Source organism: Chromohalobacter sarecensis, from assembly GCF_023061135.1.
GTDB classification, from domain to species: domain Bacteria; phylum Pseudomonadota; class Gammaproteobacteria; order Pseudomonadales; family Halomonadaceae; genus Chromohalobacter; species Chromohalobacter sarecensis.
Genome location: NZ_JAKGAN010000003.1, coordinates 85118 through 111966 on the forward strand (window position 1 = coordinate 85118; position 26849 = coordinate 111966).

Here is a 26849-nt window from a genome sequence, read left to right on the forward strand (position 1 = left end):
ATAGCCGTCAGCACGATGTTCTTGAAGGGGCTTTTCGTCGCCCCTGGCGTGGTTGGCCTTCATCATGAGGCGGCGACACCGGTAATGCGCACCCAACCTTCGCGCTCGCACGGGGTGTCGAGGTCGATGCCTTGGGCGCGATAGGCGTCCATGACCTCTTCGGCTTGCCCCGCGAGAATACCGGATAAAGCGAGGCGACCGCGGGGGGCGAGGTGGGCACAAAGCGTCGGCGCCAGTTCGACCAGGGGGCCGGCGAGAATATTGGCGACCACTACCTCGTAGCGTTGTGCCGCGAGCCGCTCCGGATAGCACAGCGACAACTGCTCATCGGTAATGGCATTACGCTGGGCGTTTTCACGACTGGCCTGCAGGGCCTGTGGGTCGATATCGGTGCCTGTGGCGTGCTCGGCCCCTAGTTTGAGCGCGGCGATGGCCAGAATGCCGGAGCCGCAGCCGAAATCCAGTACCTTGCTCGCGTCGAGATCGAGGCCGTCGAGCCAGCCGAGGCACAGCGCGGTGGTGGGGTGCGTGCCGGTGCCGAACGCCAGGCCGGGATCGAGCAGCAGATTGACGGCATCGGGCTCGGGAGCGGCATGCCAGCTGGGCACCACCCATAGCCGTTCGCCCATCTTGAGCGGAGTGAAATCGTCCATCCACTCGCGCTCCCAGTCGCGATCGGCGAGCAGCTCGTAGTCGATCTCGGGGCAGGGTTCGTCGGCCATCTCGGCGGCCCATTGCTGGCGGACTCGGTCGAGCATCGGCTCGATGTCCTCCAGGTCGTCGTAGAGACCGGTGAGCACGGTTTCATCCCACAGCGGCGTGGTACCGCTTTCAGGCTCGAAGACGGGGTCGTCGTAAGCGTCCTGCAGGGTGATGGCCTGAGCACCTTCGGCCAGCAGCAGCTCTTCCAGGGTCTCGGCATGCTGCGGGGCGATATGTGCCTTGAGTTGTAGCCAGGGCATGAAGTCTCCTTGAGCATCAACGCAAACGGGACGGCCAAGGCCGCCCCGTGTCGAGTCGCGTGGGCTGATTAGGTCAGGCCAAGCTTTTTCTCGAGGTAGTGAATATTTACCCCGCCTTGCTGGAACGCGCTATCGCGGACCAGATCCTTCTGTAGGTCGATATTGGTCTTGATGCCTTCGACCAGCAGTTCATCGAGGGCATTGCGCATGCGTGTCAGCGCGGTCTCGCGACTCGCCCCCCAGGTGATCAGCTTGCCGAGCAGCGAATCGTAGTGCGGCGGCACGCTATAGCCGGTGTAAATATGCGAGTCCATGCGTACGCCCAGGCCACCCGGGGCGTGATAGAGATCGATCTTACCCGGCGAGGGCATGAAGGTGCGCGAGTCCTCGGCGTTGATCCGGCACTCGAAGGCGTGCCCATGGAGCTGGACATCTTCCTGGGTGATCTCCAACGGCAAGCCGGAAGCGATGCGCAGCTGTTCCTTGACGATGTCCACGCCGGTGACCATTTCGGAGACCGGATGTTCGACCTGAACGCGGGTGTTCATCTCGATGAAGAAGAACTGGCCGTCTTCGTAGAGAAACTCGAAGGTGCCGGCGCCGCGGTAATTGATCTCGATGCAGGCGTCGATACAGGCCTTGAAAACGTTCTCGCGGGCTTTGGGGTCGAGATGCGGGGCGGGCGCCTCTTCCAGCACTTTCTGGTGACGGCGCTGCAGGGAGCAATCGCGATCGTAGAGATGAATGGCATTGCCCTGGCCGTCGGCCAGCACCTGCACCTCGATGTGACGCGGATTCTCGAGGTACTTCTCCATGTACAACGTGCCGTCGCCGAAGGCCGAATCGGCCTCGTTGCGCGTCACGCTGACTGAGGAAAGCAGGCTGTCCTCGCTGTGCACCACGCGCATGCCGCGTCCGCCACCGCCAGCGGCGGCCTTGATCATCACCGGGTAACCGATGCGTTGGGCGGTGGCCAGGATAGCTTCGTCGTTATCTTCGGGGAGCGGGCCATCGGAGCCGGGCACGGTGGGGACGCCGGCGGCCTTCATCGCTGAAATGGCGCTGACCTTGTCGCCCATCATGCGGATGGTTTCGGCGCGCGGGCCGACGAATACGAAGCCTGAACGCTCAACCTGCTCGGCGAAGTTGGCGTTCTCGGAGAGAAAGCCATAGCCGGGATGGATGGCGCTAGAATCGGTGACCTCGGCAGCGCTGATCAGCGCCGGGATGTTCAGATACGACTGCGCGGAGGAGGCCGGCCCGATGCACACGGCTTCGTCGGCCAGGCGCACATGCATGAGGTCACGGTCCGGCTTGGAGTGGACCGCAACGGTCTTGATGCCCAGTTCCTTGCAGGCGCGCAGTATACGAAGAGCGATCTCGCCACGGTTGGCGATGAGTACCTTGTCCAACATAGTGTCGTCCGTCTCTATGTAAGCTCGGAAGCGTTTCGCGATCGACAGTCAAAGGCGATCGCAAACGGCTTCAAGAGATGATGACCATCGGCTGGTCGAATTCGACTGGTTCGCCGTCCTCGACCATGATGGCTTCGATCACACCATCTTGGTCGGCTTCGATCTGGTTCATCATCTTCATGGCTTCGACGATGCACACGGTCTCGCCTTTCTTGACGCTTTGGCCGACTTCCACGAAGGCTTTGGCGCCCGGCGCCGGCGAGCGGTAAAAGGTACCGACCATGGGTGAGGTCACTGGATGGCCGCTGGGCTGCGCAGGTACTGTTTCAGATTCAGCCTCTGGAGCGGCCGCTGCGCTCGGCGCGGCAGGAGCAGGTGCTGCGGCCGGCGCAGGGGCCTGGGCGGCGGGCGGTGCGCTGAAACCACCGGTGTGGCGGCTGATACGCACGGATTCCTCGCCTTCCTGGATTTCGATCTCGCTGATATTGGACTCTTCCAGGAGTTCGATGAGTTTCTTGACCTTGCGAATATCCATAAGCCTGTCTCGATCAATGTGAAAGTGAGGTGGCGTGGTTTGCCATCGGAGCGTGGTCGCTGTCAGCCGAGCTGGCGTAGCGCGGCCTCCAGGGCAAGCTCGTAACTGTCGGCGCCGAATCCGGCGATGACGCCGCGAGCGACATCCGAAAAATACGAATGCGCGCGAAATGGCTCGCGCGCATGCACGTTGGAAAGATGCAGCTCGATGAAAGGGATGGCGACACCCGTGAGTGCATCGCGCAGGGCGACGCTGGTGTGCGTGAAAGCGGCCGGGTTGATCAGGATGAAGTCGGTGCCGTCGTCGCGTGCCGCATGCACCCGCTCGATGAGCTGGTGCTCGGCGTTGGACTGTAGCCAATCGAGTCGATGCCCGGCATCCAAGGCGCGCTGGGTCAGGCGCAGACGAATGTCCTCGAGGGTGGTGGTGCCGTAAACGCCTGGCTCGCGAGTGCCGAGCAGGTTGAGGTTAGGGCCGTTGAGTACGAGAAGCTTCGCCATGTCATGGGTCCTGATTGACGCTGTTAACCTGTTCAGGATTGGCTTAGATCACGGCACGATCACGCAAGATGCCGCCGCTGGTGCCATATATCGTTAGTGTGGGCGGAGTTTGCCCAAAAACGGACGAGCTGTCTAGTTTGCGTTGGCACAAGCAAAAACGCCACTGCATGATAGGATGGGAGTCACTGCTCTCAACTTCATCACAAGGACGTCTTATGGCTCTTTTTCGCAAGCGTGAGCGTCACCAGCGCAATGTTCTGGAATCGCCCCAGTATGGCTGGATCTGGAAGCCCTTGGTCGCCTTGCTGATCATCTACCTGGTGGTCTGCGTGGCGCTGGGCGTCTGGTGGAGCCAACGGCCCGATGACTTCAGCGTCGATGACGCGGTGGGCGTGCAGCGCGGTGCCGCGCAGTCATCCGGTGCCGAGGCCGCGTCGGACGCCCCTCGGCCTGGCGAGACCGTGACTGCAACGACCTTGACGCTTCTTGGTAGTTTACTCGACAAGCCCGGTGGTTATTTGCGCAACGATATCGCGCCGCCAGGACTGTGGCTGGATAACATGCCGAGCTGGGAGCATGGCGTGCTGGGGCAAGTGCGTGCTATGAGTGCGGCCCTCAATGATTCCATCGCCAGTGACGATGATGATCTTCAACAAGCCGTCGATTCCCTAGCAACGCGTAGTGATGCCTGGCGCTTTCCGTCAGCCGAGGGTCGTTACCAAGAAGCACGCGAGGCGCTGCGCGATTACCTGGGGCGCTTGAATGAACAGCAGGCGGATTTCTCACAGGAGGCGCCAGCGTTGGTTGCTTGGCTGGCGCGCGTGCAGACTCGACTCGACCAGCAGACGCAACGTCTGGCGGCGAGCGTGGGAAGCACCGAGCGTCGCAGTGCCGATATAGAGACCGGAGAGGATGGTGAGAGCACCCCGTGGGGGCGTATCGACAACGTCTTCTTCGAAGCGCGCGGCAATACCTGGGCCTTGATGCACCTGCTCGAGGCGGCCAAGCGTGACTTTGCACCGGCCATCGAGGCGGCAGGTGTCGGTGAAAAGCTCGATCGGTTGATCGACGAGCTTGAAGCGTCGCAGGCACGCGTGTGGAGTCCGGTAGTGCTCAATGGCAGCGGCTTTGGCATCTTCGCCAATCACTCGCTGATGATGGCCAACTACACGCTGCGGGCATCGCAACTGATCCAAGAGATACGCGGCGATCTCGAATCGCAATAAGCCCTAACAAAACACCCCGCGGCGGGGTTATCCGGCGCGGGGTGTTGGACGGGCGACGAGCGCTTCAGGCTTTGGTGTAAGCGTCCGCGGCCTTCTCGATCGCCTTGCGAGCGGCGTCAGCGCCGTCCCAAGAATCGATCTTCACCCATTTGCCTTTCTCGAGATCCTTGTAGTTCTCGAAGAAATGCGCGATCTGTTGGCGCAGCAGCTCGGGCAAGTCGGTGACTTCCTGTACGTCGTCATACAGCGCGCTCAGCTTGGCGTGCGGAACGCAGACCAGCTTGGCGTCTTCGCCGGCTTCGTCGGACATGTTGAGAACGCCGACCGGGCGGGCACGAATCACGCTCCCCGGCTGAACCGGGTACGGTGTGACCACCAGTGCGTCGAGCGGATCGCCGTCGTCGGCCAGGGTGTTGTTGATGAAGCCGTAGTTGGCCGGGTAGAACATCGGCGTGGCCATGAAGCGGTCGACGACCAGCGCGTCCATGTCCTTGTCGATCTCGTACTTGATCGGTGCGTGATTGGCGGGGATCTCGATCGCCACGTAGACGTCGTTGGGTAGATCCTTGCCTGCGGGAATGTCTTTGAAACTCATCGTCGAGTCCTTGCGGTTTGCAGGTTGAACACCAGCGGGGGAAAATCCGAAGAATTATACGAGTAGCGTCCAGCGTTTACCAACCGACGTGGGACGCAAATGGCATCATGCAATCGTCGTCTTGCGTTGTCATGCTCAGCGAACGCGAGAATTATCCGTCTCATCATCATCGACAAGGAGACGCTCGTTGACGGAAAGCAGCCTTTCTATCAGCTTCGGTCAGGCATTCGTGGCACCGGATCGGCGTCGCCATCGTAGTTCGATGTCGGTGCAAATACCCGGCGGTTCGCAATTGTCCGCCAAGGGCGCCTGCGCCCTGATCAGTGATTCCACCTGGCGCAATGCTATCGCCAAGCAAGCCGGAGACCTGAGCGTACGAGGCTTTCTCGCCGATTACTACTCGACACCCGAGCATTGGGACGTCAAGACATCGGCACATCGCGTGCTGCATGCCCTGAACGGCTGGAGCTATAGCCAAAGCGCCTACATCGAAGGCGGCAGTTATATTTGCTCGCTGTCGGCCATGGTGTTTCGTCATCGCGAGGTGCATCTCTTTCACATGGGGGACACCTTGGTGTTCCGCCTGCGCGGTGCGGAATTCGAGCAAATGTCTCGCGATCACGTTACCGATCTGGGCGGTTATCGCTATCCGTCACGTGCGTTAGGCATGGACGGTAGCCTCGACATCGATTACGTGACGGATTCGCTCAAGCAGGGCGATCTTTTCCTGTTCACCACCCAGGCCGTGCGCGGCACCTTGCTCCCCTCGGATTTCGTACAGTTGATCCGTGCCGATGTCAGCGATCTCGATGCGACTTGCGAGCGCCTGGCTGAAGCGTCGCTGGCCCGGGCACAGGAGCGTGGTTACGGCGGCGACCAATTCTGCTTCCAATTGGTGCGCATCGACCGACTGCCCGAGGAGGTCGAGCCTGAGCACCCCATGCCGTTATATGGTGACTTGCCGGTGCCCCCCGAATTGACGCCTGGGGAGCGTCTCGATGGGCTCGAGGTGCAGGAGGTGTTGTCGCGTACGGCCAAGTCGCGTGTCTATCGCGTGCATGATGCGCGTAACGAGCGCGAGATAGTGATGAAGGCGCCGAGCCCTGAATTATCGCTGCGCAACGCCTATCAGGAACATTTCGCGCTTCAGCAGTGGATCGTGCAGCGGGTCAACTCCCCGTTCGTCGCCAAGGTCGTGGACCCGGCCCGCCCGCGCCGTTACCAGTATTACCTGCTTGAGTACATCAAGGGCGAATCGCTCAGCGACTGGGCGCTACGCCACCCCCAGGCGAGTCTCGAGGCACGCCTGGATTTGGCGCGGCAATTGGTCAAGGCAGTGCAGGCGCTGCATCGCCGCGATGTGCTGCACCAGAACATTCACCCCGATAATCTGATGGTCGATTCGCATGGCCAACTGGTACTGACGGATTTCGGCGCTTGCCATTTACGCGAAAGCGATAGCCAGCAAGGGGCGCGCGAACTGGCGCGTCAGGTGGGATTGAACGAGCACAGCGCACCGGAATATGCGCTGGATACCGAAGTAGGGCGGCGCAGCGATCAATACGCGCTGGCCTCGACTATCTACTGGCTGCTGACCGGGCACCAGCCCTATGCGTTAGCGCCCAACGAGCTACGCAGCCATACCGATCTCGAGCGCATGAGTTATACCAGTGCACGGCGCTACAATCCCGCCATCGATACCGATCTCGATGGCGCCCTGCGGCGCTCGCTCGACCCCCAGCGTGCGCTGCGCTTTCGCCGCCTGGGCGAGTTCGCCTCCCATCTACGCACGCCCAAGCGCCGCGACGACTCCGAAGCCCGCCAGCCATGGCAACAACCGGCCACGCTATGGAAAATAGTGGCCGGCGTGCTGCTGCTACTGTTGTTGCTGTCCTGGTGGCTGGGGTAAAGCCTTCGGATACGTCGGGGCGCCGTCAGGCATTGTCGAGCACGCATAGGGCTCCGCTCCATGATCTTGCCGTAACGGCCTGCCTTGCAATGACACCGGCGACATCCCGCGCGCATGTTGACAGATCCGCCCAGCGTCTTCTGATTGAGGCACAAGCCTCGCAACAGCAGGTTGTCGTTGCTGATCTCGGCATCGTTCGATAGCTTCAAAAATACCCTCTGAAGCAGAAATACAGAATCACCAACACTTCCGCCCAGCCGAGCAGGTAGCAGAACAACGGCCAGAGAATTTCCTTTGCGGTCAGCGGGCGCTCGGTGTGGCGATTGCGCACGTAAGGGTCGTTTGGATCAACCCGGCATTTTTCCTCGACCCATTCGGGCCAGCGCGGCACGCGGCAGGTCCATTTGGCGATGATGCGGCCGGTGCCGGCCCACATGACCATGGGTGCCAGTACGGCCGCCATCATAGGGCTGTCCGCCATGAAGCGGGTCGCTTGTATCAGCGAATGGATAAAGCTCTCGCGCTTGCCCTCCAGATCCAGCAGGCGCTGATCGACTTGATAGGCCTGGATATGGCCGTCGGGTTCTTCCATATAGCGGCGTACCAGCTCCCAGATTTCCAGTGCGCCCAACATATTTTTCTTGCCTTGATATTTAAAGAACACCAGGTGATAAAGCATGTTGCCCGCGCGATCCCTGACATAGCCACGTATTTCATCACGCGCCATGCCACGGCGATCTTCCGAAGCTGTCGATTGGCTTGTGTAAAATTGAATATCATCCCAGTTCATGGTGACTACACCCATATCCTGCGACCAGGCGTAGACCTTGCGATCACGTCGATTGAACCGCATGGGGTAGTGGGTTTTACGGAACAGCTCTCTGCGTATCAATGAGTTGACAACTGGTAGCACCAATACTGAGCCAATAGCCAGTGTAATTAAGGAAAGGATGAGTACAAAAACAGGAAGGCGATCACTGTGATTGATAAGAACATATAGCAGACCCAGAAGCCCTGCCAGAAATGGTCCAATACCCATAAGGCCGAAAAATGATGGTACGCCGCGTAGACGGCTCCCTGAATCCACTACTTCCATAAATACTGAGTTAAGACTAATTATGGAGTTATTGAATTTTGCATTGCCACCATCTAGCGCTGAACGTTTTTTATTGAGTGAGTTCACTTCACCTTCTAGCTTTAAAAGCTTAGAGATAGTGCTAGAAAACCCCCAATGCCCTTTAATAAAAAGGTTGTAATAATCCTTGCCTGTCGGCCGCATATTAGTTTTCCTCATGAGTGACTTCTTTGAGGCGCTGCATTTCGTTTTCCAGGGCTATATTGCCCAAGTCTAGACTACCGCGCTCGCCAAAAGCACATTCGGCCAGCCACTCTTGTAGATCATCTTCTGTGAACCAAAAAATGGCGATGGCTACTGCGACTGCAATGATCCCCAACACACCAGCCACCCACCAGAGAGCAATGGTCGAGAATATCCCAGTCATGCCAGTTCCAATGGAAAAGATGATAAAGCTGACACCCATGGTGGATATACCAGACATCACATATAGAGAGCCTAACGTCCACTCACCGTCAGCCAGCTTTTCTCCTCCCTCCCATAGATCCATCGCCCCAAGAATAATTCCACCAGCCAAGCCCAGTACCCGACCAGCAATGAGCGAGAAACGCTGCAAGCCCAGAAATCTATCCGCTGACAGAAACACCTTGCGCCCATGCTCCAGCGTCTTGCCCACCAGTTCGGCGGCCCCGCCGGCCAAGGCGAGCCCCATCCCGACTAGACGTCCCTGGGCGCGGAGTCCCGCATCCAGCATGCCGTTCATCTTGCTGAGCTGATCGTTCAGGCTGACATATGCTAATGCCACCCCCACGATACCCGCCGAGAATTCCAACTGAGCACGGCCGGACAGGTGTGTGGAGAGTGCCGAGTCGTCAAGCAGGTCATCAAGTGGGCCGAAGTCGATCCGGCGCATATCGATGGTGACGGTGGCTTGCCCGTTGGCCGGAATGAGCGAACGCGTCTCTACCTGGACTTTCCGCTGAAACTGATTCAGCTCGCTCTCGCCCCAGTCGGGATGGATCAGCCGAAGCGGCTCGCGCATTTGAGGCAGGGCTTCCTTGATCGTCATGCTGGCGCGAGTAATCTGGATGGAGCGGCCGGAGATCATCCCCAGGGTGAGCAGAAATGGCGTCGGACTCTGCGCTGTTGCCACGGCACTTTGCAGCGGTCCCAACAAGTGACCGAGCATGCGGGCGGGCGAGGCTACTTCATCGGGATACTCTTCCGTCAGCCCCAGATAAGCGGCAATCAATGGCCCCCAGGGCAGGGTAGCGGGATTATTGCCCGGCTCGCTAAAGTTGACATCACTGGCGGCCATACCGATCTGTTCGGCTCGATATCTCAGAAATACCCTCTGAAGCAGAAATACAGAATCACCAACACTTCCGCCCAGCCGAGCAGAAAGCAAAACAGCGGCCAGAGGATTTCCTTTGCGGTCAGCGGGCGCTCGTTGTGGCGATTGCGCACGTAGGGGTCGTTCGGGTCAATGCGGCACTTTTCTTCGACCCATTCGGGCCAGCGCGGCACGCGGCAGGTGCATTTGGCGATGATGCGACCGGTGCCGGCCCACATGACCATGGGGGCAAAAATCAGTTGAACCGCACGGCTGTCGGCGAGAACCTGAGTGGCCTGAATCAGCGAATGGATAAAGCTCTCGCGCTTGCCCTCCAAATCCAGCAGGCGCTGATCGACCTGGTAGGCCTGAATATGACCGTCGGGCTCTTCCATATAGCGGCGCACCAGCTCCCAGATTTCCAGTACGCCCTTCATGCCTTTGAGGCCTTCATACTTGAAGAAGACCAAGTGATAAAGCATGTTGCCATTGCGATCCCGCACGAACCCGCGAATCTCTTCGCGTGACATACCCCGACGATCCTGGGATTTCGTCGCTTCGCTAGTGTAAAACTGAATATCGTCCCAGTTCATGGTGACCACACCCATATCCTGCGACCAGGCGTAGACCTTACGATCACGGCGATTGAATCGCATGGGATAGTGAGTTTTGCGGAACATGTCCCATCGAACCAGGATGTTTATTGCCACAATCACTGGCAATGTAACCACCCAAGCAAGCAGCAATAGGAAGTATACAATTATGGGAATTTCGCCAAACTTAAATAGCCCCCCTGTACCTAGCCAGTAAAACATTAATATCCCAGGAAGTGCCATCAAACCAAAAAAATAATTAACGCCACGTAGACGATTACCCGAGTCGACGGCTTCAAGAAAAGAGGAGTTGGCTGCAATTATAGAGTCATTAAATTTAGCGCCTACTCCATCAGTTGCTGGCTGATTTTTATCCAGAATCTGGGTGCGCCCCCCCATCCCTCTACCACGAGACATGGTGCTGGAGAATCCCCAGTTGGACTTTATTATTAAATTGCAAAAATCCTTGGCATTCGTAGATCGCATATCACGCATCCTTGTGGGTGATCGATTCGAGGTGCTTTAATTCAGCTTCCAACTTGGGGTTACCGAGCCCAAGCTTGCCACGTTCCCCAAAGGCACACTCAGCCAGCCACTCTTGCAGGTCATCCTCGGTGAAGTACCAGATGGCGATGGTGGTCGCGATGACAAAGACACCCAGTATCGCGCCACTCCACCATAATAGTGGCGCCGCTCGAGCCAATAGCGCTAATAGCATTGGTGTGCTACTGGAAACTTCTATGGCAGCGCCAATGGCTGCGAAAAACAAAGCAAAGCTCGTCACGCTAGTAAAAGCTCCAGAAGCAATGTAGAGGTAACCTAGAGCTTGATCTCCTTGTTCAAGGCGTTCTCGTCCCTCCCATATATCCATCGCCCCAAGAAGAAGTCCTCCCGCCAAACCAAGGCGTGCTCCCAGCTTCAGGAAAAACTTGCTGGACCCGGCCAGCAGATGATCTGATGCCACAAACACCTTGCGCCCATGCTCCAGCGTCTTGCCCACCAGTTCGGCGGCGCCGCCGGCCAGGGCAAGCCCCATCCCGACTAGACGCCCTTGGGCGCGGAGCCCCGCGTCCAGGAAGCCGTTCATCTTGCTGAGCTGATCGTTCAGGCTGACATACGCCAATGCCACCCCCACGATACCCGCCGAAAATTCCAACTGAGCACGACCGGACAGGTGTGGGGAGAGTGCCGGGTCGTCAAGCAACTCATCGAGCGGGCCGACGTCGATCCGGCGCATATCGAAGGTGACGGCGGGCTGGCCGTTGGCCGGAATGAGCGAACGCGTCTCTACCTGCACTTTCCGCTGAAACTGATTCAGCTCGCTCTCGCCCCAGTCGGGATGGATCAGCCGAAGCGGCTCGCGCATTTGAGGCAGGGCTTCCTCGATCGTCATGCTGACGCGAGTAATCTGGATCGAGCCTCCCGAGATCATCCCCAACGTCACCAGGAACGGCGCCGGCGTCTGGTCGCCCCCCACGGCACTTTGCAGCGGCCCCAGCAGGTGGCCGAGCATGCGGGCGGGCGAGGCCACTTCATCGGGATACTCTTCCGTCAGCCCTAGATAAGCGGCAATCAATGGCCCCCAGGGCAGAGTAGCGGGATTATTGGGCTGCGTGCCGACATTGGCGTCGCTAGCCGACATGACCTGTTCGACCAGCGTCTTCTGATTGAGGCACATGCCTCGCAACAGCAGGTTGTCGTCGGTGATATCGGCATCGTTCGATAGCTTCAAAAATACCCTCTGAAGCAGAAATACAGAATCACCAACACTTCCGCCCAGCCAAGCAGAAAGCAAAACAACGGCCAGAGGATTTCCTTCGCGGTCAGCGGGCGCTCGTTGTGGCGATTGCGCACGTAAGGGTCGTTCGGTGCGACCTGGCACTTTTCCTCGACCCACGCCGGCCAGCGCGGGACGCGGCAGGTCCATTTGGCGATGATGCGACCGGTGCCGGCCCACATGACCATGGGGGCAAAAATCAGTTGAACCGCACGGCTGTCGGCGAGAACTTGAGTGGCCTGTATCAGTGAGTGGATAAAGCTCTCGCGCTTGCCCTCTAGATCCAGCAGGCGCTGATCGACCTGGTAGGCTTGAATATGACCGTCGGGCTCTTCCATATAGCGCCGCACCAGCTCCCAGATTTCCAGTACGCCCTTCATGCCTTTGAGGCCTTCGTATTTGAAGAAGACCAAGTGATAAAGCATGTTGCCATTGCGATCCCGCACGAACCCGCGAATCTCTTCGCGTGACATACCCCGACGATCCTGGGACTTCGTCGCTTCGCTAGTGTAAAACTGAATATCGTCCCAGTTCATGGTGACCACGCCCATATCCTGAGACCAGGCGTAGACCTTGCGATCACGGCGATTGAATCGCATGGGGTAGTGGGTTTTGCGGAACATGTCCCATCTAATCAAAGTGTTTGATGCTGGCAAAACCAGAAAAAGAGCTATAAATAAAGCGAGCCAGCCAAATATAAAAGCGATTAAAGGAACATGGCTGCTGTATTTTATTAGCCCATAAATCAGCCATCCTGTTCCTATTATAATTGGGGCTGCGCTTATTATTCCAAAGACGGAGTTAATTCCCCTTAAGCGATTCCCGGGATCAACTACTTCCAAGCAAGTTGAGCTGACAGTAATGGTTGAGTCATTAAATCGTGCCGATTCAACATTATTTAATGAACTTTTTTTATTTAAGGCCTGGGTGTTTCCTCCAAGCCCTCTTGATTTAGACATGGTGCTGGAGAATCCCCAGTTCGCTTTTATTAACAAGCTGTAAAGGTCCTTGATAATGGTTGATCGCATATCACGCATCCTTGTGGGTGATCGATTCGAGGTGCTGTAATTCAGTTTGCAACTTGGCGTTACCAAGCCCAAACTCGCCACGTTCACCAAAAGCACATTCGGCCAGCCATTCCTGTAACTCATCCTCGGAATACCACCAAATTAAAACAGTTGCCGTAATGGCGATTACGCCGAGTATGCCGCCCATCCACCACCATGCCATTGCTAGCCTAGCCAGTAATGCCGTGCTTCCAGCAGCCTTAGCGGCGGAACCGACACCGGCTAGAAAAATAAAAACACTGGCGCCTATAGTGGAAAAGCCAGAGGTAACATAGAAAAAGCCTAGCGTTGGCTTATCATTTTGGAAGTTATCTATACCCTGCCAAGCGTCCATGGCTCCCAAAATAACCCCTCCCGCCAAACCAAGGCGTGCTCCCAGCTTCAGGAAAAATTTGCTGGACCCGGCCAACAGATGATCCGATGCCACAAACAGCTTGCGCCCATGCTCCAGCGTCTTGCCCACCAGTTCGGCGGCGCCGCCGGCCAGGGCAAGCCCCATCCCGACTAGACGCCCTTGGGCGCGGAGCCCCGCGTCCAGGAAGCCGTTCATCTTGCCGAGCTGATCGTTCAGGCTGACATACGCCAGCGCCACCCCGACGATGCCCGCCGAAAATTCCAATTGAGCACGACCGGACAGGTGTGCAGAGAGTGCCGGGTCGTCAAGCAGGTCATCGAGCGGGCCGACGTCGATCCGGCGCATATCGAAGGTGGCGGCGGGCTGGCCGTTGGCCGGAATGAGCGAACGTGTCTCTACCTGCACTTTCCGCTGAAACTGATTCAGCTCGCTCTCGCCCCAGTCAGGATGGATCAGCCGAAGCGGCTCACGCATGCGCGGCAGCGCCTCCTCGATCGTCATGCTGGCGCGAGTGATCTGGATGGAGCGGCCGGAGATCATCCCCAACGTCACCAGGAACGGCGCCGGCGTCTGGTCGCCCCCCACGGCACTTTGCAGCGGCCCCAGCAAGTGGCCGAGCATGCGGGCGGGCGAGGCCACTTCATCGGGATACTCTTCCGTCAGCCCCAGATAGGCGGCAATCAATGGCCCCCAGGGCAGGGTAGCGGGGTTGTTGCCCGATTCGCCGACATTGGCGTCGCTGGCGGCCATGACCTGTTCAACCAGCGTCTTCTGATTGAGACACATGCCTCGCAACAGCAGGTTGTCGTCGGTAATATCCGCTGCCGACAGCCACGCCACGTATTGCTTGAACGCCGGGGCGTAGCTCTGGGTGCCCAGCAGCACGAAGGAGATGACGGAGACAAAGGTGATACCCGATTCGACGTTAGCGTCATCGAACCGGCTGTTGAGGTAGATCAGCAGCGGATTGCCGGTCAACCAACTCACGTAGGCCGACGCGAGTGGCCGCATGTTGTCTGTATCGTATTTTGACAACTGCGTGCGGTAAGTATTTTCCATCCAGTCGTCGGGCTCGCCGGGGCGGAGCTTGTCGCCATACTTGCCCCAGGCATCGTCGGCGGCATCCTTGAGTTCATCCTCGCTGATGTCTCGAATCGTCTCCCGCCGAAAGGCCTCGACCTCCTGCCGGAAAGCGGGGTCTTCTTTCTGCCGGCGCTCGAAGTTGTCCTTGGCCGCTTTCTGGAAGCCCGGTGGGCCACCGTAGGTCTTGTAGTATTCGTCTTCCAAGTGGTTCTCGACGATCTCGTCGGCGCGTTGCTGCCGCGCCCGCTCCCGAAACCCGTCACGCAGGGCATTGACGACACCCGTCGTGACGAAGGGGCGCTTGATTGCTTCCTGTTCGTTGAACTCTTGCTCACGTGCCTCGAGTAGCGCGGCGAGGTCACTGGTGACACCGGCCGGGTCGTCGAGCACGAACAGCGCCGGCGCCATGCCACTTGGCTCCGCCTGACGCTGCGACCACTCGACGAAACCCTCGACATCGTCGCGCATGCCGTTGATCGGGGCGAGGCTGTGCGTCAGCGCACTCACTTCCGTACTCTGCGTCGCTGCGCTGCCTGTGTCACTCGATTGCCGTCGAATCCAGGGGAAATGGGCCTCGGCCACGTGATCCCCGAGTTCACTGAGCGGACGGGCATATTGAGCCGAGCCGCCTTTCCATTGCGTCATGGAAAGCTGGCGCATGGCGTCACGCCGACCGTTCTCGTTGGTGGCATGCTCCTTCCACACGCGCTTGGTCCAGCGGTCATCCGAGAACGCTAAATAGAGTGCTTCGGCATCCTGGGCCGAGGGGACCGTGATACAGCGCCCCGGATAGATATGATCGGGATTGGCGCGACACGGAAATTCATCGTCCTCGACCGGGGCATTGATGTCAGCATCCAGCGGCCCCGGCGCGTCGGGGTCGAGTGCCATCAGCTCGTCATGGCCGACATCGAGGTAAAGGCTGAGAAACCCTTCGTCGGTGACGTAGTACCCCTGCCAGCGCCCACGGGCGGCGTTGAAGACATAGAGAAAGCCTTCTCGCAACAGCCTCAGCGTGTAGTGCTGACCTCCCGACAGTGCGATCTGCGATACGGCATCATCCTGCAAGTCCGCCGGCAGCTCGGGGGCCTTGATGCTGACGTCATCGCTGCGGGCGACGGCATACCGCACGGGCAGGATAGGCAGACCGCCGCCGCCACAGAAGCTGCAATCGGGGCGACCGCCATTGGCGCTACTCATGTCCACTCCTTCAGTTCTGAAATAAGGGGATTCCATTCGGCGTCGCTCAACCGATCCAGGCGACCCGCAACGTCGGGAAAGCGTCGAGTGACCAGATTCAACAGCCGTTGCACCAGGTCCTGGATGGCAAGGTCCGGTAGATGACGCGCAGCCCTTTCTGCGAGACATTGTTGATCGTCGACCGACAAATCGAATGACGCTTCTGCATAGCGCATGATGTCATCCAGCCACTGCCAGTGCGTCGCGTCCTGCGGCCAGTCGGGAGCTATCGTCGCCAGCCGCCGCAGGCACCGGTTCAAGGCGGCGAAGCGATCGATGCTCGACCATTGGGCGCGGGTCAGTTCCATCCAGTCGATGGATATCGTAATTTCAGGGCGTTTCAGGGTATAAGATCGGCCCTGGACATCGAACCAGGACCATTGATCGAGAGGGCCCATCAAGCGTGCCAATTGTTTGGGCGTCAATAGCCACGTCAGGTGACGGAAGACGAGGGGGTCGTAATAGCGGAACCAGTGATATCGCCGATCCCCAGGACGCCGTTGCAACAGCTGGCGACGCAGGTGATAAGCCGTATCGTCGACATTCGCTTTTCCTGCCATCACCGCCGAGAAAAATAGCGCGCCGCGCTTGCGATAGCGCCTTGCGCGATCGATCAGGTCGTCGTATCTCTCATCGGGCAATGCGTCCAGGTCGACCAGTTGCGGTAAGCGATGCGGCCGCGCCGGGGCGGGCGACGTTTCCAAGGCACGCACAGGCAGGTCGTCCCAGTCTCGGGCTTGCACCACTAACGGATTGATCAGCGCGTAGTCGAACTGATGCAGCGCCTCTGCTGTTAGCATCGCGTCATTCATGCGACCCCGGGATGGCTCGATCAACACCGACATGGATCAGCCTCCGATGGGTGTGCTACCGGAAGACGACTTGTCAGCGCCCGCGAACTGTTTTTCACACTCATCCTCCGGCAACTCGGGCATGGGAGCATCTATGCTCGTCGGTCCGCCGAAGACATGCTGCGCGCCCTTGACGTCGATCTTGCCAGGGCCATGTACGTCGACGTTGCCGCCTTCGATCCGCACATAGCCGCCTCCGCTCTGCAGCAGGATGCCGTTGGCGGCGTTGATTTCGACGCGCCCTTCGGTGGAGGTGATCTTGACGTCCTTCTGTGCCGTCAGCGCCATCTCGTCGCCCTGGGCCTGAACTTCGACCTTGCCCTTGGCGGCGAAGAGTTTGATGCCGGCGCGGTAGACGAACAGCGAGAGCTTCTCCGAAATCGAGGCGACGAGACGCTTGCCGGTGGCGATGTTGACGTCTTCGCCGCTGGAGACGCTCAGTGAATGGCCCTGGGCCAGGTGGGTCGACTCCGGCGTGCTCATCGTGATGCCCGCCGGCGAGGCCAGGTGCAGCCAGGGGGCTTTCATGCGCGCCGCTTCGCCGCGGCCACCGCTGTCGGTGGCGCCGCTGGCATTGCTTTGGTCGGCGTCCGCGAGCTGTTCGCTGGTGCCGTAGGTATCGTCGGCGTCCGTGCCGGCCTGCTTGAGGTTGTCGCGGCTGTCGAGGGCGTCGGCGTTGTGGTCCTGGGCACTCTGGCTGAGCGTGTCGCTGAGCTGGTAGGCGCTGTCGAGCTGCTGCTTGGCCGGGGTGAGGTCGAGCTGGTCGCCGTTGGCGCCGAGCTGGCCCCAACTGGTGAGATACAGCCCCTGGTTGGCGCGGATGGCGCCATAGGCGTCGCTGCGCAGTTCGAACCCGCTGCCACGGAAGGCGCCGCGGGTGTTGCCGCTCTGGTGGATCAGGTAGCCGAGGTTGAGCTGGCTTTTCTCGGCTTCGGAGTTGAGGCGGACGCGTTCCTGGTCGGTGGCGTCGTCGAAGACCAGTTCGTTGTACTTGCTGCCGCGATAGGTCTTGCTCTTGAAGCCGGAGAGCAGGCCGTGGCTGTGCCACTCGGGGCGCTGGTCGCCGTTGTAGACGCGGCCGGTGATCAAAGGCCGGTCGGCATCGCCTTCGAGGAAGTCGATGAGGACTTCCTGGCCGATCCGCGGGACGAAGACGCCGCCCCAGCCGGCGCCGGCGTTGGGCTGGGCGACCCGCAGCCAGACGCTCGCGTTTTCGTCGTTCTGCCCCTGGCGGTCCCAGTGGAACTGCACGCGCACGCGGTTGAGATGATCGGTGTGGATCTCTTCATTCGCCGGGCCGACCACGGTGGCGGTCTGCGGCCCGCCGATGACGGGGCGATGATGGGTCAGTGGATGACGATACGGCTGGGTGCGGCGCTGGGCCTCGAGATCCACCAGGAAGTGACCGGTGCCGCCGGTGGCATAGTCAGAAAGGCGTTCGCCCGTCGGATCGGCCGTCTCACTCTCTAAGCCATGGGCGCGCTTGGCGGCGTCGAGCTGGGGCTGCAGGCTGCCGGGCAGCGCCTGGCGCTGGGCCGAGACCGGCAGGGCGTTTTCGGCGTGGACGGTGACGCCCAGCAGCAGGAACTGGCGTTCTTCCTCACCCCCGGTGTCATGCTGAGAGTGCTGGGTGAGCTCGAACCAGCGCCCGGCCTGGAGCTGACGGGCGCCGCCGCTGCCGCGAAAGCGCTTGGCCAGGGATTCATGCGCCTCGAGACGGTTTTCGGTGAGGCGCTCGCCGCGCTCAAAGCCGTGGTAGTAATACTCACCGGCGTAATCGTAGACCTCGGTGGCGGGCAGGTTGCCCTGGTCGCTCAGGGTGTCGAGGCCGGTGCGTTTGGTCAGTGACGGCTGCTTGTAGTCGAAGGTGCCGACACTGACGCGGGTAGGCTGCTGAGTACGCACGCCACCCCACTGGTTGAGGGCATCTTCGGTTTCGGTAGCGGCTTGGCGGTGGAAGCGGATCGTCTGTGGCGAGACCGGTTGGCAGGTGTCGACGTCGTCGGTAATGACCAGGCGGTGGCCATCGAAGGATTGGCTGTCGCCCTCGGTCTCCCCGTCGTCGTTGTCGGCGGATTCGGACGATTGATATTCAAAATAATACCACAGGCCTTCTTCTTCGCAGAGGCGACTGATGAAGTTGAAGTCGCTCTCGCGGTACTGCACGCAGTAGCTGCGCGCGGGATAGTCGCGGCGCAGGTCGAAACGGTAGCAGCCCTGGGCCAGGGCATGGCCCTCGAACACCTGGGTGAGCACGTCGACCACCGAGCGATCCTGGAAGATGCGGCTGTCGCGGCCAAGCTTCAGCATCGCCAGCCACGGCACCAGGGTGAGCTGGTAGTAGGTGACGCCGCCGTCTTCGCCCAGCAGCGCCGCCTCGGCAACCAGGCCATGCAACTGGCGATAACCGCCATCGGCCTGCAGAATCGACAGCCTCGCCGGCTGCGCCATCAGCGTCTTGAGTTCGAGATCATTCTGCTGGGAGATGCAGTCCAGCGTATAGCTGAAGGGTTCACTGACGCGCTCCTCGCCGACCAGCCGATGCGGCAGCAGCGATGCCCCGGCAATGTCCAACGTCAGCAGCCGCTGTGACGGCGACAGGTCAATATCGAAGGTGTCGAGTAAACTGTCCAGCGTTGTTAAATCTGCCATGACGTTACCTCGTTGGCTCTTTCACTAGATGCGGCATTGGCTCAGCGCAGGTCATATGCGAACTCGCCTTGGGCGTTTAGGCTGACGGTCAGCTTCTCTATCGCTTCGCCAGCGGCCATGCGGTCCAGTACCTGGGCGGCGATGGTCGGCATCAGGCTGCCGGAGAGGATGTTGTCGATGTTGCGTGCGCCGCTGTCGCTGTCGGTGCAGCGCTCGGCGACGGCTTCGATGATCGCCGGGTCGTACTCGAAGTCGGCGCGGTGGTTGTACTCGAAGCGATGCTTGATGCGGTCGAGCTTGAGCCGAACGATGTTGTGCAAAATCTCTTTCTGCACCGGGTAATAGGGAATGATGTTCAAGCGACCCAGGAAGGCTGGCTTGAAGACCGTATTGAGCTGATCGCGCAGGCTGTCGACGATGGTTTCGGGGGCGGGGAGCGTGTCGTTGCCCAGGCATTGCTGCATGATGTCGTCGGTGCCGACGTTGGAGGTGAGCAGGATCACGGTGTTGCGGAAATTGATCTCGCGGCCTTCGCCGTCGTCCAGTACGCCTTTGTCGAAGACCTGGAAGAAAAGCTCCAATACGTCCGGATGCGCTTTCTCGACTTCATCCAGCAGCACTACACTGTAGGGCTTGCGTCGCACGGCCTCGGTGAGTACGCCGCCTTCGCCGTAACCGACATAACCGGGAGGCGAGCCCTTGAGGCTGGAGACGGTATGCGCTTCCTGATATTCGGACATGTTGATGGTGATGACATTGCGCTCACCGCCGTAGAGCGTGTCGGCCAGCGACAGCGCAGTCTCGGTCTTGCCGACGCCGCTGGGGCCCAGCAGCAGGAAGACGCCGATCGGCTTGTCGGGATCTTCCATCCGCGCGCGTGAGATGGTGATGCGCTTACCGATCTCGGCGAGTGCATGGTCCTGCCCCAGTACGCGCTCGCCAAGCAGTGCGGGTAGGCGCTGTACGGTGGCGATCTCGTCGCGCATCATCTTGCCCAGCGGAATGCCGGTCCAGTTGGAAATCACCTCGGCGATCACGTTGCCATCGACATGGCCGTGCACCAGCGAATGCTCGCCCTGGACCTCGGCGAGTTCGCGTCGAATGTCGCCGATTTGCCGGCTCAGCGCATCGGCGTCTCCTTGGTGCTTGCCGGCCTCGATGGCTTCGCGCTCCGCTTCCAGTCCTTTGAGGCGCGTCACGATTTCCTGCTCACGCTCCCAGCGCGCGCTCAGATCATCGATCTCGCCCTGGGTTGCAGTGAGCTGTTCGTCGAGTGCGGTGAGCGTTTCAGTGTGGTCGGTGCCTTCACGCTGTTCGCGTTGGAGAACGGCGATCTCGCTTTCGAGGTTGTCGACGCGGCGGTAGGCATCTTCGAGTGCTGCCGGCTGCGAGGATTGCGCCAGGGCGACACGCGCACAGGCGGTGTCGAGCACGCTGACCGCCTTGTCCGGCAACTGGCGGCCGGTGATGTAGCGATGCGACAGGCGCACGGCCTGGACGATGGCGTCGTCGAGAATGGTGACCTTGTGGTGATCCTGCATGCGTTCGTTCAAGCCACGTAGCATGTTGATCGCCACCGGTTCCGCCGGCTCTTCGACCTTGACGACCTGGAAGCGGCGGGCCAGCGCCGCGTCCTTCTCGAAGTATTTCTTGTATTCCGCCCAGGTGGTGGCGGCGATGGTGCGTAGCTCGCCGCGAGCCAGTGCTGGCTTGAGCAGGTTGGCGGCATCACCCTGACCGGCTTGAGCGCCGCTGCCGATCAAAGTGTGGGCTTCGTCAATGAACAGGATGATCGGATGCAGACTGCGCTTGGTTTCCTCGATCACGTTCTTGAGGCGGTTCTCGAACTCGCCTTTGACGCCAGCTCCGGCCTGGAGGAGGCCGAGATCGAGCGTGCGCAGTTCGACGTTCTTGAGCGGCGGCGGCACGTCGCCGTCGACGATGCGCAGCGCCAGACCTTCGACGACGGCGGTCTTTCCGACGCCGGCTTCACCGGTGAGAATCGGATTGTTCTGGCGCCGGCGGGTGAGAATGTCCACCATCTGGCGCACTTCCTCTTCGCGACCGAGCACCGGGTCGATGCGACCGGCGCGGGCATTGCCGGTCAGATCGAGGGTGTACTGATCCAGTGCCGGCGTCTTGCTCTTGCTGGCACGTCCACTGCTGCGCTCGGCATCTGGTGACGGGCCAGCGGTTTGGCCGTCGCCGTGCGTGTCTTCGTCGAGCGGACGCACGTGCTGATCTTCGCTGCTGCCGCTGATCAGATCATTGAGATGCGCCTGGAGGTCGTCGACGTTGATGCGTTCGAGTTCACGGGCGCCATCGAGTAGCACGCGGCGCAGTTCGTCGTCCTTGAGCAGGGCCAACAGCAGGTGGCCGCTGCGAATCTGAGCCTCGCCCTGGTCGATCGAGGCGATCACCCAGGCACGTTCGATCAGCCGTGTGATGCGAGGTGACAGCGCCGGCGTGCGGGTGTTGCCGGTCTTGAAGGTCGAGACCGTTTCTTCGAGTTGTGTCGCCAGGCGCTCGAGTGACACGTCGTAATGACGCGTCACGCGCAAGAAGTCGTTGTCGTCGCTGTCCATAAGCTTGAGAAGCAGATGTTCGATGTCGACATCGTACTGGCGCTCGGCTAGGCAGAGAGCCGCCGCGCCTTCTGTGGCCTCGCGGCTAGGATCGTTGAGTTTGTCGAAGAGGGATTTGAGACTCACGCCGTGGCTCCATCAAAGGGAATGTCGAAGAGTGCATGGCCGTGGGAGGCGGCCGGTCGGTCGCTCGGGTTGAGCCAACCCAGGCGTCCTAGAATGGGGTTGCCGCCCGCTCCCAACTGGGGAGTGGGGATGCAATCCTTGTCGAGGATGAGTTCGATCTCGAAGTCGAGCTCAATGCCGGCATAGAAGCGCACCAGTTTCAGCAATTTCTGGTGGTCTTCGGTCTCTGGCAGCAACGAACGGTAGGCGTCCAAGTCGAGCGGGCCAAAGGAAATCCGGAATGCCGACTGGTAATCGCGCACCCGCGTGCCTGCGATGGCGCTTTCGCCAAGCTTGGCGTTGGCCTGACCGAGCCGTGTGTACTGTTCCGGGGCCAAGTTTATCCAGCGACCGGTGAAAGGCTTTACACGACAGGGGAGCTGGAAGGTGTATTCCAGAATCGCCTCGAGATTGCCGGCATTGCGAGGGCGTTGGCTCCAGAGTCCGGAAAACCAACTGAACAGGTTGCGCCGCAGCGATGCAGCGTCGTCGTTGCGGTCGAGCGTCTGTTCCATGGTCGTGGGCGTGAAGCCCACCAGGTGCAGCAGCCAATTCTCGAAGTCCGCGCTGCCTTTGCGCTCGTATTCGATATGGAAGCGATACTTCTGCCACGCCTCGTAGAACAGTGCCGTCATGCGGTGCGAGAAAACGTCCATGAACGCGTGAGCGGCGTCATCACGCTTTTCCATGTGTCGGTTGATCAGCAGCTCGGTATAGGGGCGTGGCAGTACCCCGGATGGGCCGACCAGGCCCATGAAAGTAACTTGAATTTCGCTCAACGGTTCGCCGTTGGCGGCGCGAGTCTTGTCGCTCTCGAATGTCAGGTCGCTGATTTCGCTGGGCGGGAAATTCAGCGATAGCAGCGAACGAAAGCGCAGAGGGTCCTGGTGTGGGCGGTTCTCCGGATCGATGCGTCCGTTGCGGCTATAGTGCAAACGCAGCAGGCGCACGAGCTGGAAGAACCCGAATCGCCAGGGCTCGGCGCGCGCTTGATCGATCAGACCAGGGGCTGAGTACCGGTTCTTGGTTGCCATTGAGCGACTCGCTGTTCGCGCTGACGAGAGCGCAGGGTAAGTTGAGTGAAACTGTTGAGGCTGCAGTACTGACCGAAGAAGTGATCCAGCACCATGCCGAACAGGTAAATCCCGCTGCCGGTGAACTGGCTCTCGTCGAGTTCCAGGGTAATGCCGGTGCCTCGCACGAAAGCGGGGCGCGGATGACCGATTCGCGTCATCACCGGTTCACTGGAAATCGAGACGATGCCGTTGATCTGCTTGCGGATCGCCGAGGCCTCACGGTAGTTATAAAGCGAGAGCAGCTCCATCAGCGCTTCACGGCCATTCGATACCAGCGACATATGATTGAGAGAAAGATGCGAGATCAGCCGCCAGATCACGCCCTTGCCCATGGGAGGGCGAGCCGGTGGCGTCGGCTTGCGCAGGCAGCGGATCTGCTGCACGACCTGCTCGCGCTCCAGCGTGAAGTCTCCCTGGGGGTGGCCGAAGGTCATCAACTGAGGGAGATCGCGATTGCTGCAGGTCAGCTTGAGGCTCAGGGTATCGCTGCTGGCATTCAGCATTTCGAGTTCGCGGTCGACCACGCGCAGGCGTAGTTCCGTGCCCGGGTCGCGCGCGTTCTCCGAGGCGACGCGGCGTGCTATCCAATAGCTTTGACGGGCTTGCTTCTCGCTATTGCGTGGCTCGAAGAATGGCAGGCAAGGAGCGACTTCATCTTGCGTCGCGGTGCGTACTACCCGGGTGACCTCGTCGATCGATACGATCTCGGTGGAGCGTGCATGGCGGACGTCCGGGACGACTGGATACTCGTGACGCGTGTGGCTGAGCTTGATCGGCTCGGCCTGTTGCGGGAACAGGTTGACCACTGGCGTGCAGCCGAGGCGGAAATTATGACGCCCTATGGTCTGTGCCAGCCGAGCAAGGCGTTCATGCTGGTCATAGTCCCCGAACAGGAAGTGGACCTGGACCTGTGTTACCGGCTTGCCGGCAAGGGGGCGTGCCAAGCCGTTAAGGTCGAAGAACAGGAATTTCTCGGGAAAGGTGAAATATTCATGGAGCAGGCGGTACCCGAGAAACGAGCGTTCCGAATAATCGATCAACCCCTCGTCGTGGCCGAAGCCGACCGGTGTGAGGGCGTCCGGTGCCAGCCCAACCTCACGCCTTTGACCGTTGTCGACGAAGCTCACCGAGATCCGCGCTACGTTGTTGAACAGCAATTCGTAGAGCGGGTGCATCAGGCTGCCTTCGCCGTCGAGAAAGATGCGCAGCCGGTCCATGCCCAATTTGCCGAAATCGGTGTTGCCGAGGCTCTCCAATGACAATGTCAGCTTGGCGACATTGTCATTGCCATGCGGGTTGAATGACGAGCGCTCGAGGCGAGTCATCTCGGCACCGCTGAGTGCCACCGGCCAGACGTCCACCGGATAGCAGGTGCGGAAACGGCAGAAGGTGTCCTCCACTGGGCGGGAATGCAGCGCAGTGTGTCGAGGCAAGTGATAAACACCGGTCAAGGACGTCTGGGCACCGGGATCGAACTCGACGATCGACAGCGCTGGCGTCGGACGCAGGTAATGGGGATAGAGCACATCGAGGAAAGACTCGACGATCTCGGGGAAGTCGTCGTCGAGTTTCTTGTGCACACGAGCACTGAGAAACGCGAACGATTCGATCATCCGCTCGGCATGCGGATCTTCGCAGTCATCTCCCTCGAGCAGGAGCCGCGAGGCGATCTTGGGATATCGTTGAGCGAACTCCTGACCTAAAAAGCGCAGGTGCGAGAGTTCCTTCTCGTAATAGGGGAGCAGGTCGTCGAGCATCAGATCAGGTTCTGCACCTTGTATTGACGGGTGTTGACTTGCAGTACGGCATCGAAGGCGACGCGCTGGCTCGCTTCGCTCAGAGAAAGCACCGCTTCGATACGAAACTGCAGGATACGATCGTGACTGTCCTGGTTGAGCAACTGGACGTGCACGCTATTGAAGCGTTTGTCACCTTGCTCGATGGTGCGCTCCAACTGACGTTGAATCAGTCGCCGGTCCTCGGTGCTGCGAACGCCGCGACTGATGAAGTCCGGTAGCCCATAGTCGAGCAGTGTGCCTTGCAACGTCGGCCACTCATCCAGTTCCTCCGCCACCAGTTCGCGTCTCGTGTTGACCAGTAGTTCCAGATCGCGTACCACCGATTGCTTGTAATCCGCCAAGGAACAGCGATGGCCGGGCTGCACTTCGCTTGAGTGCAGTGGCTCGTCGTCGAGCAGGCGGTCGAGCAGGGTGGGTATCATCTGCAACGGTTCGCTCATGACCACTCCTTGGCATATCGGCGGCGTCATTGACGTCTAGCTGGCTGGTGTCGACTACCATGGCACCGCAGGCACCGGGTGAGTCGAACCTCGGTGTCTGCGGTGCTGGTACGAGAATCAGGAACCACGAGTCGATTGCGGCAACTCGGAAACCAGGCGCAGTGATGCGGTCAGCTCGTCTAGCTGATAATGCGGGCGCAGGAAGGTGACCGCTTTATAGGAGCCCGGTTTACCAGGGACCTCGGCCACTTCCACTCGCGCTTCACGCAGAGGGTATTGGGCCTTGGCTTCCTGGCCGGCGTTGTCGTCCAACAGTACGTATTGCGACAGCCACTCATTGAGGTAGTCCTCGACGTTCTGGCGAGAGGCGAAGCTGCCGACCTTGTCGCGCATGATCGCTTTCATGAAGTGGGCGATACGCGAGGTGGCGAAGATGTACTGCAACTGCGAGGAAAGGCGCGCGTTGGCATTGGCCACGTCGGTGTTGTATTGCTTTGGCAACTGGGCCGACTGGGTGCCGAAGAACGCTGCATAATCGGTGCCCTTGCAATGCACCAGCGGGATGAAGCCCAGATCAGACAGTTCCTTCTCGCGCCGGTCGGTGATCGATATTTCGGTGGGGCACTTGAGTGCCACTTCGCCGTCGTCGGTCTGGAAGGTATGGGTCGGCAGGTCCTCGACCAGGCCACCACCTTCGACACCGCGAATCGCGACGCACCAGCCGTACTTGGAAAACGCATCGGTAACCCGGGCGCCCATGGTGTAGGCGGCATTCATCCACAGGTATTTGTGGTGGTCGCGTCCGTCGACGTTCTCGGTGAAGTTGAATTCTTCCACTGGGGTGGTGTCCTCGCCATAGGGCAAGCGACCCAGGACGTGCGGGAGTGTCAAACCGACGTAGCGGGCATCCTCCGAGTTGCGGAAGGATTTCCACTTGGCATATTCGACCGTATCGAAGATCTTGGCTAGATCTCTCGGCCCGGTCATGTCGGTGAACGAGTCCCAGCCGAACAGTTCCGGCGAGGCCGAGGAGATGAACGGGGCATGCGCGGCAGCCGCGACATGGGAAACCTGTTCCAGCAGGTACATGTCCTGTGGGTGGCGGCCGAACTCATAGTCGCCGATCATCATGCCGTAGGGCGCGCCACCGAAGGTGCCGTACTCTTCTTCGTAGACCTTCTTGAATAGCGCACTCTGGTCGAACTCGGACGCCGACTTGAGATCCTTGACCAGGTCTTTCTTGGACGCATTCAACATGTGGATCTTCATGTTGGTGCTGGTTTCGGACTGATCGGTCAGATACTTGAGGCCACGCCAGGATGACTCGAGTTGCTGGAACTCGCTGGCATGCATGACCTCGTTGAGCTGATCCGACAGCAATGAATCGATCTCGGCAATGCGTGAGTCGAGGACGGCGATCAGATCCTTGCTGGGCGTGACCTCCCCCTCCAGCACCTGATTGACCAGCTCGTCGATCAGGTCACGAGTACGCGTACGTTCGGTTTCCGAGCGCGCCACACGGCTTTCGGAAATGATGCTATCCAGCAGCGATGTCTCCGGTGCGAAGACTTCCTGGGATTCGGTCTGTGACGAGTTGTCGGTCTGATTGTCAGCCAT

20 protein-coding genes are annotated in these 26849 nt (G+C 59.8%); 2 read left to right on the forward strand and 18 right to left on the reverse strand.

Translation table 11 applies throughout. The annotated features are described in order from the left end of the window. Positions 1-62 precede the first annotated feature (62 nt). From prmA to aroQ, 4 genes are all read right to left on the reverse strand, one after another. Entirely contained in the window at positions 63-962 is a 900-nt protein-coding gene (gene prmA / locus L1071_RS06175) for a 50S ribosomal protein L11 methyltransferase (protein ID WP_246970017.1), read from the reverse strand. Positions 963-1030: 68 nt separating this feature from the next. Then, positions 1031-2377, reverse strand: a complete 1347-nt coding sequence (gene accC, locus L1071_RS06180; protein ID WP_246970019.1) for an acetyl-CoA carboxylase biotin carboxylase subunit — start codon at positions 2375-2377, stop codon at positions 1031-1033. Positions 2378-2447: 70 nt separating this feature from the next. Continuing rightward, positions 2448-2912, reverse strand: coding sequence for an acetyl-CoA carboxylase biotin carboxyl carrier protein (gene accB / locus L1071_RS06185; RefSeq protein ID WP_246970022.1), 465 nt, complete (start codon positions 2910-2912; stop codon positions 2448-2450). 62 nt (positions 2913-2974) lie between these two features. Then, a complete protein-coding gene (gene aroQ, locus L1071_RS06190) occupies positions 2975-3412 on the reverse strand; it encodes a type II 3-dehydroquinate dehydratase (RefSeq protein ID WP_246970025.1) in 438 nt (145 codons plus the stop codon). 215 nt (positions 3413-3627) lie between these two features. On the opposite strand from aroQ, the gene L1071_RS06195 reads away from it, so the two are divergent. Then, complete coding sequence (locus L1071_RS06195) at positions 3628-4638, forward strand: DUF2333 family protein (protein WP_246970028.1); 1011 nt, start codon at positions 3628-3630, stop codon at positions 4636-4638. Between the two features lie 64 nt (positions 4639-4702). Here L1071_RS06195 and ppa read toward each other — a convergent pair whose 3' ends face one another. After that, positions 4703-5233, reverse strand: coding sequence for an inorganic diphosphatase (gene ppa / locus L1071_RS06200; RefSeq protein WP_246970031.1), 531 nt, complete (start codon positions 5231-5233; stop codon positions 4703-4705). A gap of 262 nt (positions 5234-5495) precedes the next feature. On the opposite strand from ppa, the gene L1071_RS06205 reads away from it, so the two are divergent. Next, a complete protein-coding gene (locus tag L1071_RS06205; protein WP_378110387.1) occupies positions 5496-7142 on the forward strand; it encodes a protein kinase domain-containing protein in 1647 nt (548 codons plus the stop codon). A gap of 205 nt (positions 7143-7347) precedes the next feature. Here L1071_RS06205 and L1071_RS06210 read toward each other — a convergent pair whose 3' ends face one another. From L1071_RS06210 to tssC, 13 genes are all read right to left on the reverse strand, one after another. Further along, entirely contained in the window at positions 7348-8421 is a 1074-nt protein-coding gene (locus tag L1071_RS06210) for a DUF6708 domain-containing protein (RefSeq protein WP_246970036.1), read from the reverse strand. A gap of 1 nt (position 8422) precedes the next feature. Continuing rightward, positions 8423-9535, reverse strand: a complete 1113-nt coding sequence (locus L1071_RS06215; protein WP_246970039.1) for a hypothetical protein — start codon at positions 9533-9535, stop codon at positions 8423-8425. 23 nt (positions 9536-9558) lie between these two features. After that, a complete protein-coding gene (locus L1071_RS06220; RefSeq protein WP_246970042.1) occupies positions 9559-10629 on the reverse strand; it encodes a DUF6708 domain-containing protein in 1071 nt (356 codons plus the stop codon). A gap of 1 nt (position 10630) precedes the next feature. Continuing rightward, positions 10631-11875, reverse strand: coding sequence for a hypothetical protein (locus L1071_RS06225; protein WP_246970045.1), 1245 nt, complete (start codon positions 11873-11875; stop codon positions 10631-10633). Next, on the reverse strand, positions 11872-12948 hold the full coding sequence (locus L1071_RS06230; RefSeq protein ID WP_246970048.1) for a DUF6708 domain-containing protein: 1077 nt from the start codon (positions 12946-12948) through the stop codon (positions 11872-11874). The genes L1071_RS06225 and L1071_RS06230 overlap by 4 nt, the downstream gene beginning before the upstream one ends. 1 nt (position 12949) lies before the next feature. Continuing rightward, on the reverse strand, positions 12950-15625 hold the full coding sequence (locus tag L1071_RS06235; RefSeq protein ID WP_246970051.1) for a T6SS effector BTH_I2691 family protein: 2676 nt from the start codon (positions 15623-15625) through the stop codon (positions 12950-12952). After that, complete coding sequence (locus L1071_RS06240) at positions 15622-16464, reverse strand: DUF4123 domain-containing protein (protein ID WP_246970053.1); 843 nt, start codon at positions 16462-16464, stop codon at positions 15622-15624. The genes L1071_RS06235 and L1071_RS06240 overlap by 4 nt, the downstream gene beginning before the upstream one ends. Before the next feature lie 48 nt (positions 16465-16512). Beyond that, positions 16513-19167, reverse strand: a complete 2655-nt coding sequence (locus L1071_RS06245) for a type VI secretion system Vgr family protein (protein WP_246970055.1) — start codon at positions 19165-19167, stop codon at positions 16513-16515. Between the two features lie 41 nt (positions 19168-19208). Next, entirely contained in the window at positions 19209-21878 is a 2670-nt protein-coding gene (tssH, locus tag L1071_RS06250) for a type VI secretion system ATPase TssH (RefSeq protein WP_246970057.1), read from the reverse strand. After that, complete coding sequence (gene tssG / locus L1071_RS06255) at positions 21875-22951, reverse strand: type VI secretion system baseplate subunit TssG (protein ID WP_246970059.1); 1077 nt, start codon at positions 22949-22951, stop codon at positions 21875-21877. The genes tssH and tssG overlap by 4 nt, the downstream gene beginning before the upstream one ends. Beyond that, positions 22915-24750, reverse strand: coding sequence for a type VI secretion system baseplate subunit TssF (tssF, locus tag L1071_RS06260; protein ID WP_246970061.1), 1836 nt, complete (start codon positions 24748-24750; stop codon positions 22915-22917). Before tssF ends, tssG begins: the two co-directional genes overlap by 37 nt. Then, positions 24750-25232 carry a type VI secretion system baseplate subunit TssE gene (gene tssE / locus L1071_RS06265; protein WP_246901188.1) on the reverse strand — a complete coding sequence of 161 codons (483 nt, stop codon included), beginning with the start codon at positions 25230-25232 and terminating at the stop codon, positions 24750-24752. Before tssE ends, tssF begins: the two co-directional genes overlap by 1 nt. 117 nt (positions 25233-25349) lie before the next feature. Beyond that, entirely contained in the window at positions 25350-26849 is a 1500-nt protein-coding gene (gene tssC, locus L1071_RS06270; protein ID WP_246901186.1) for a type VI secretion system contractile sheath large subunit, read from the reverse strand.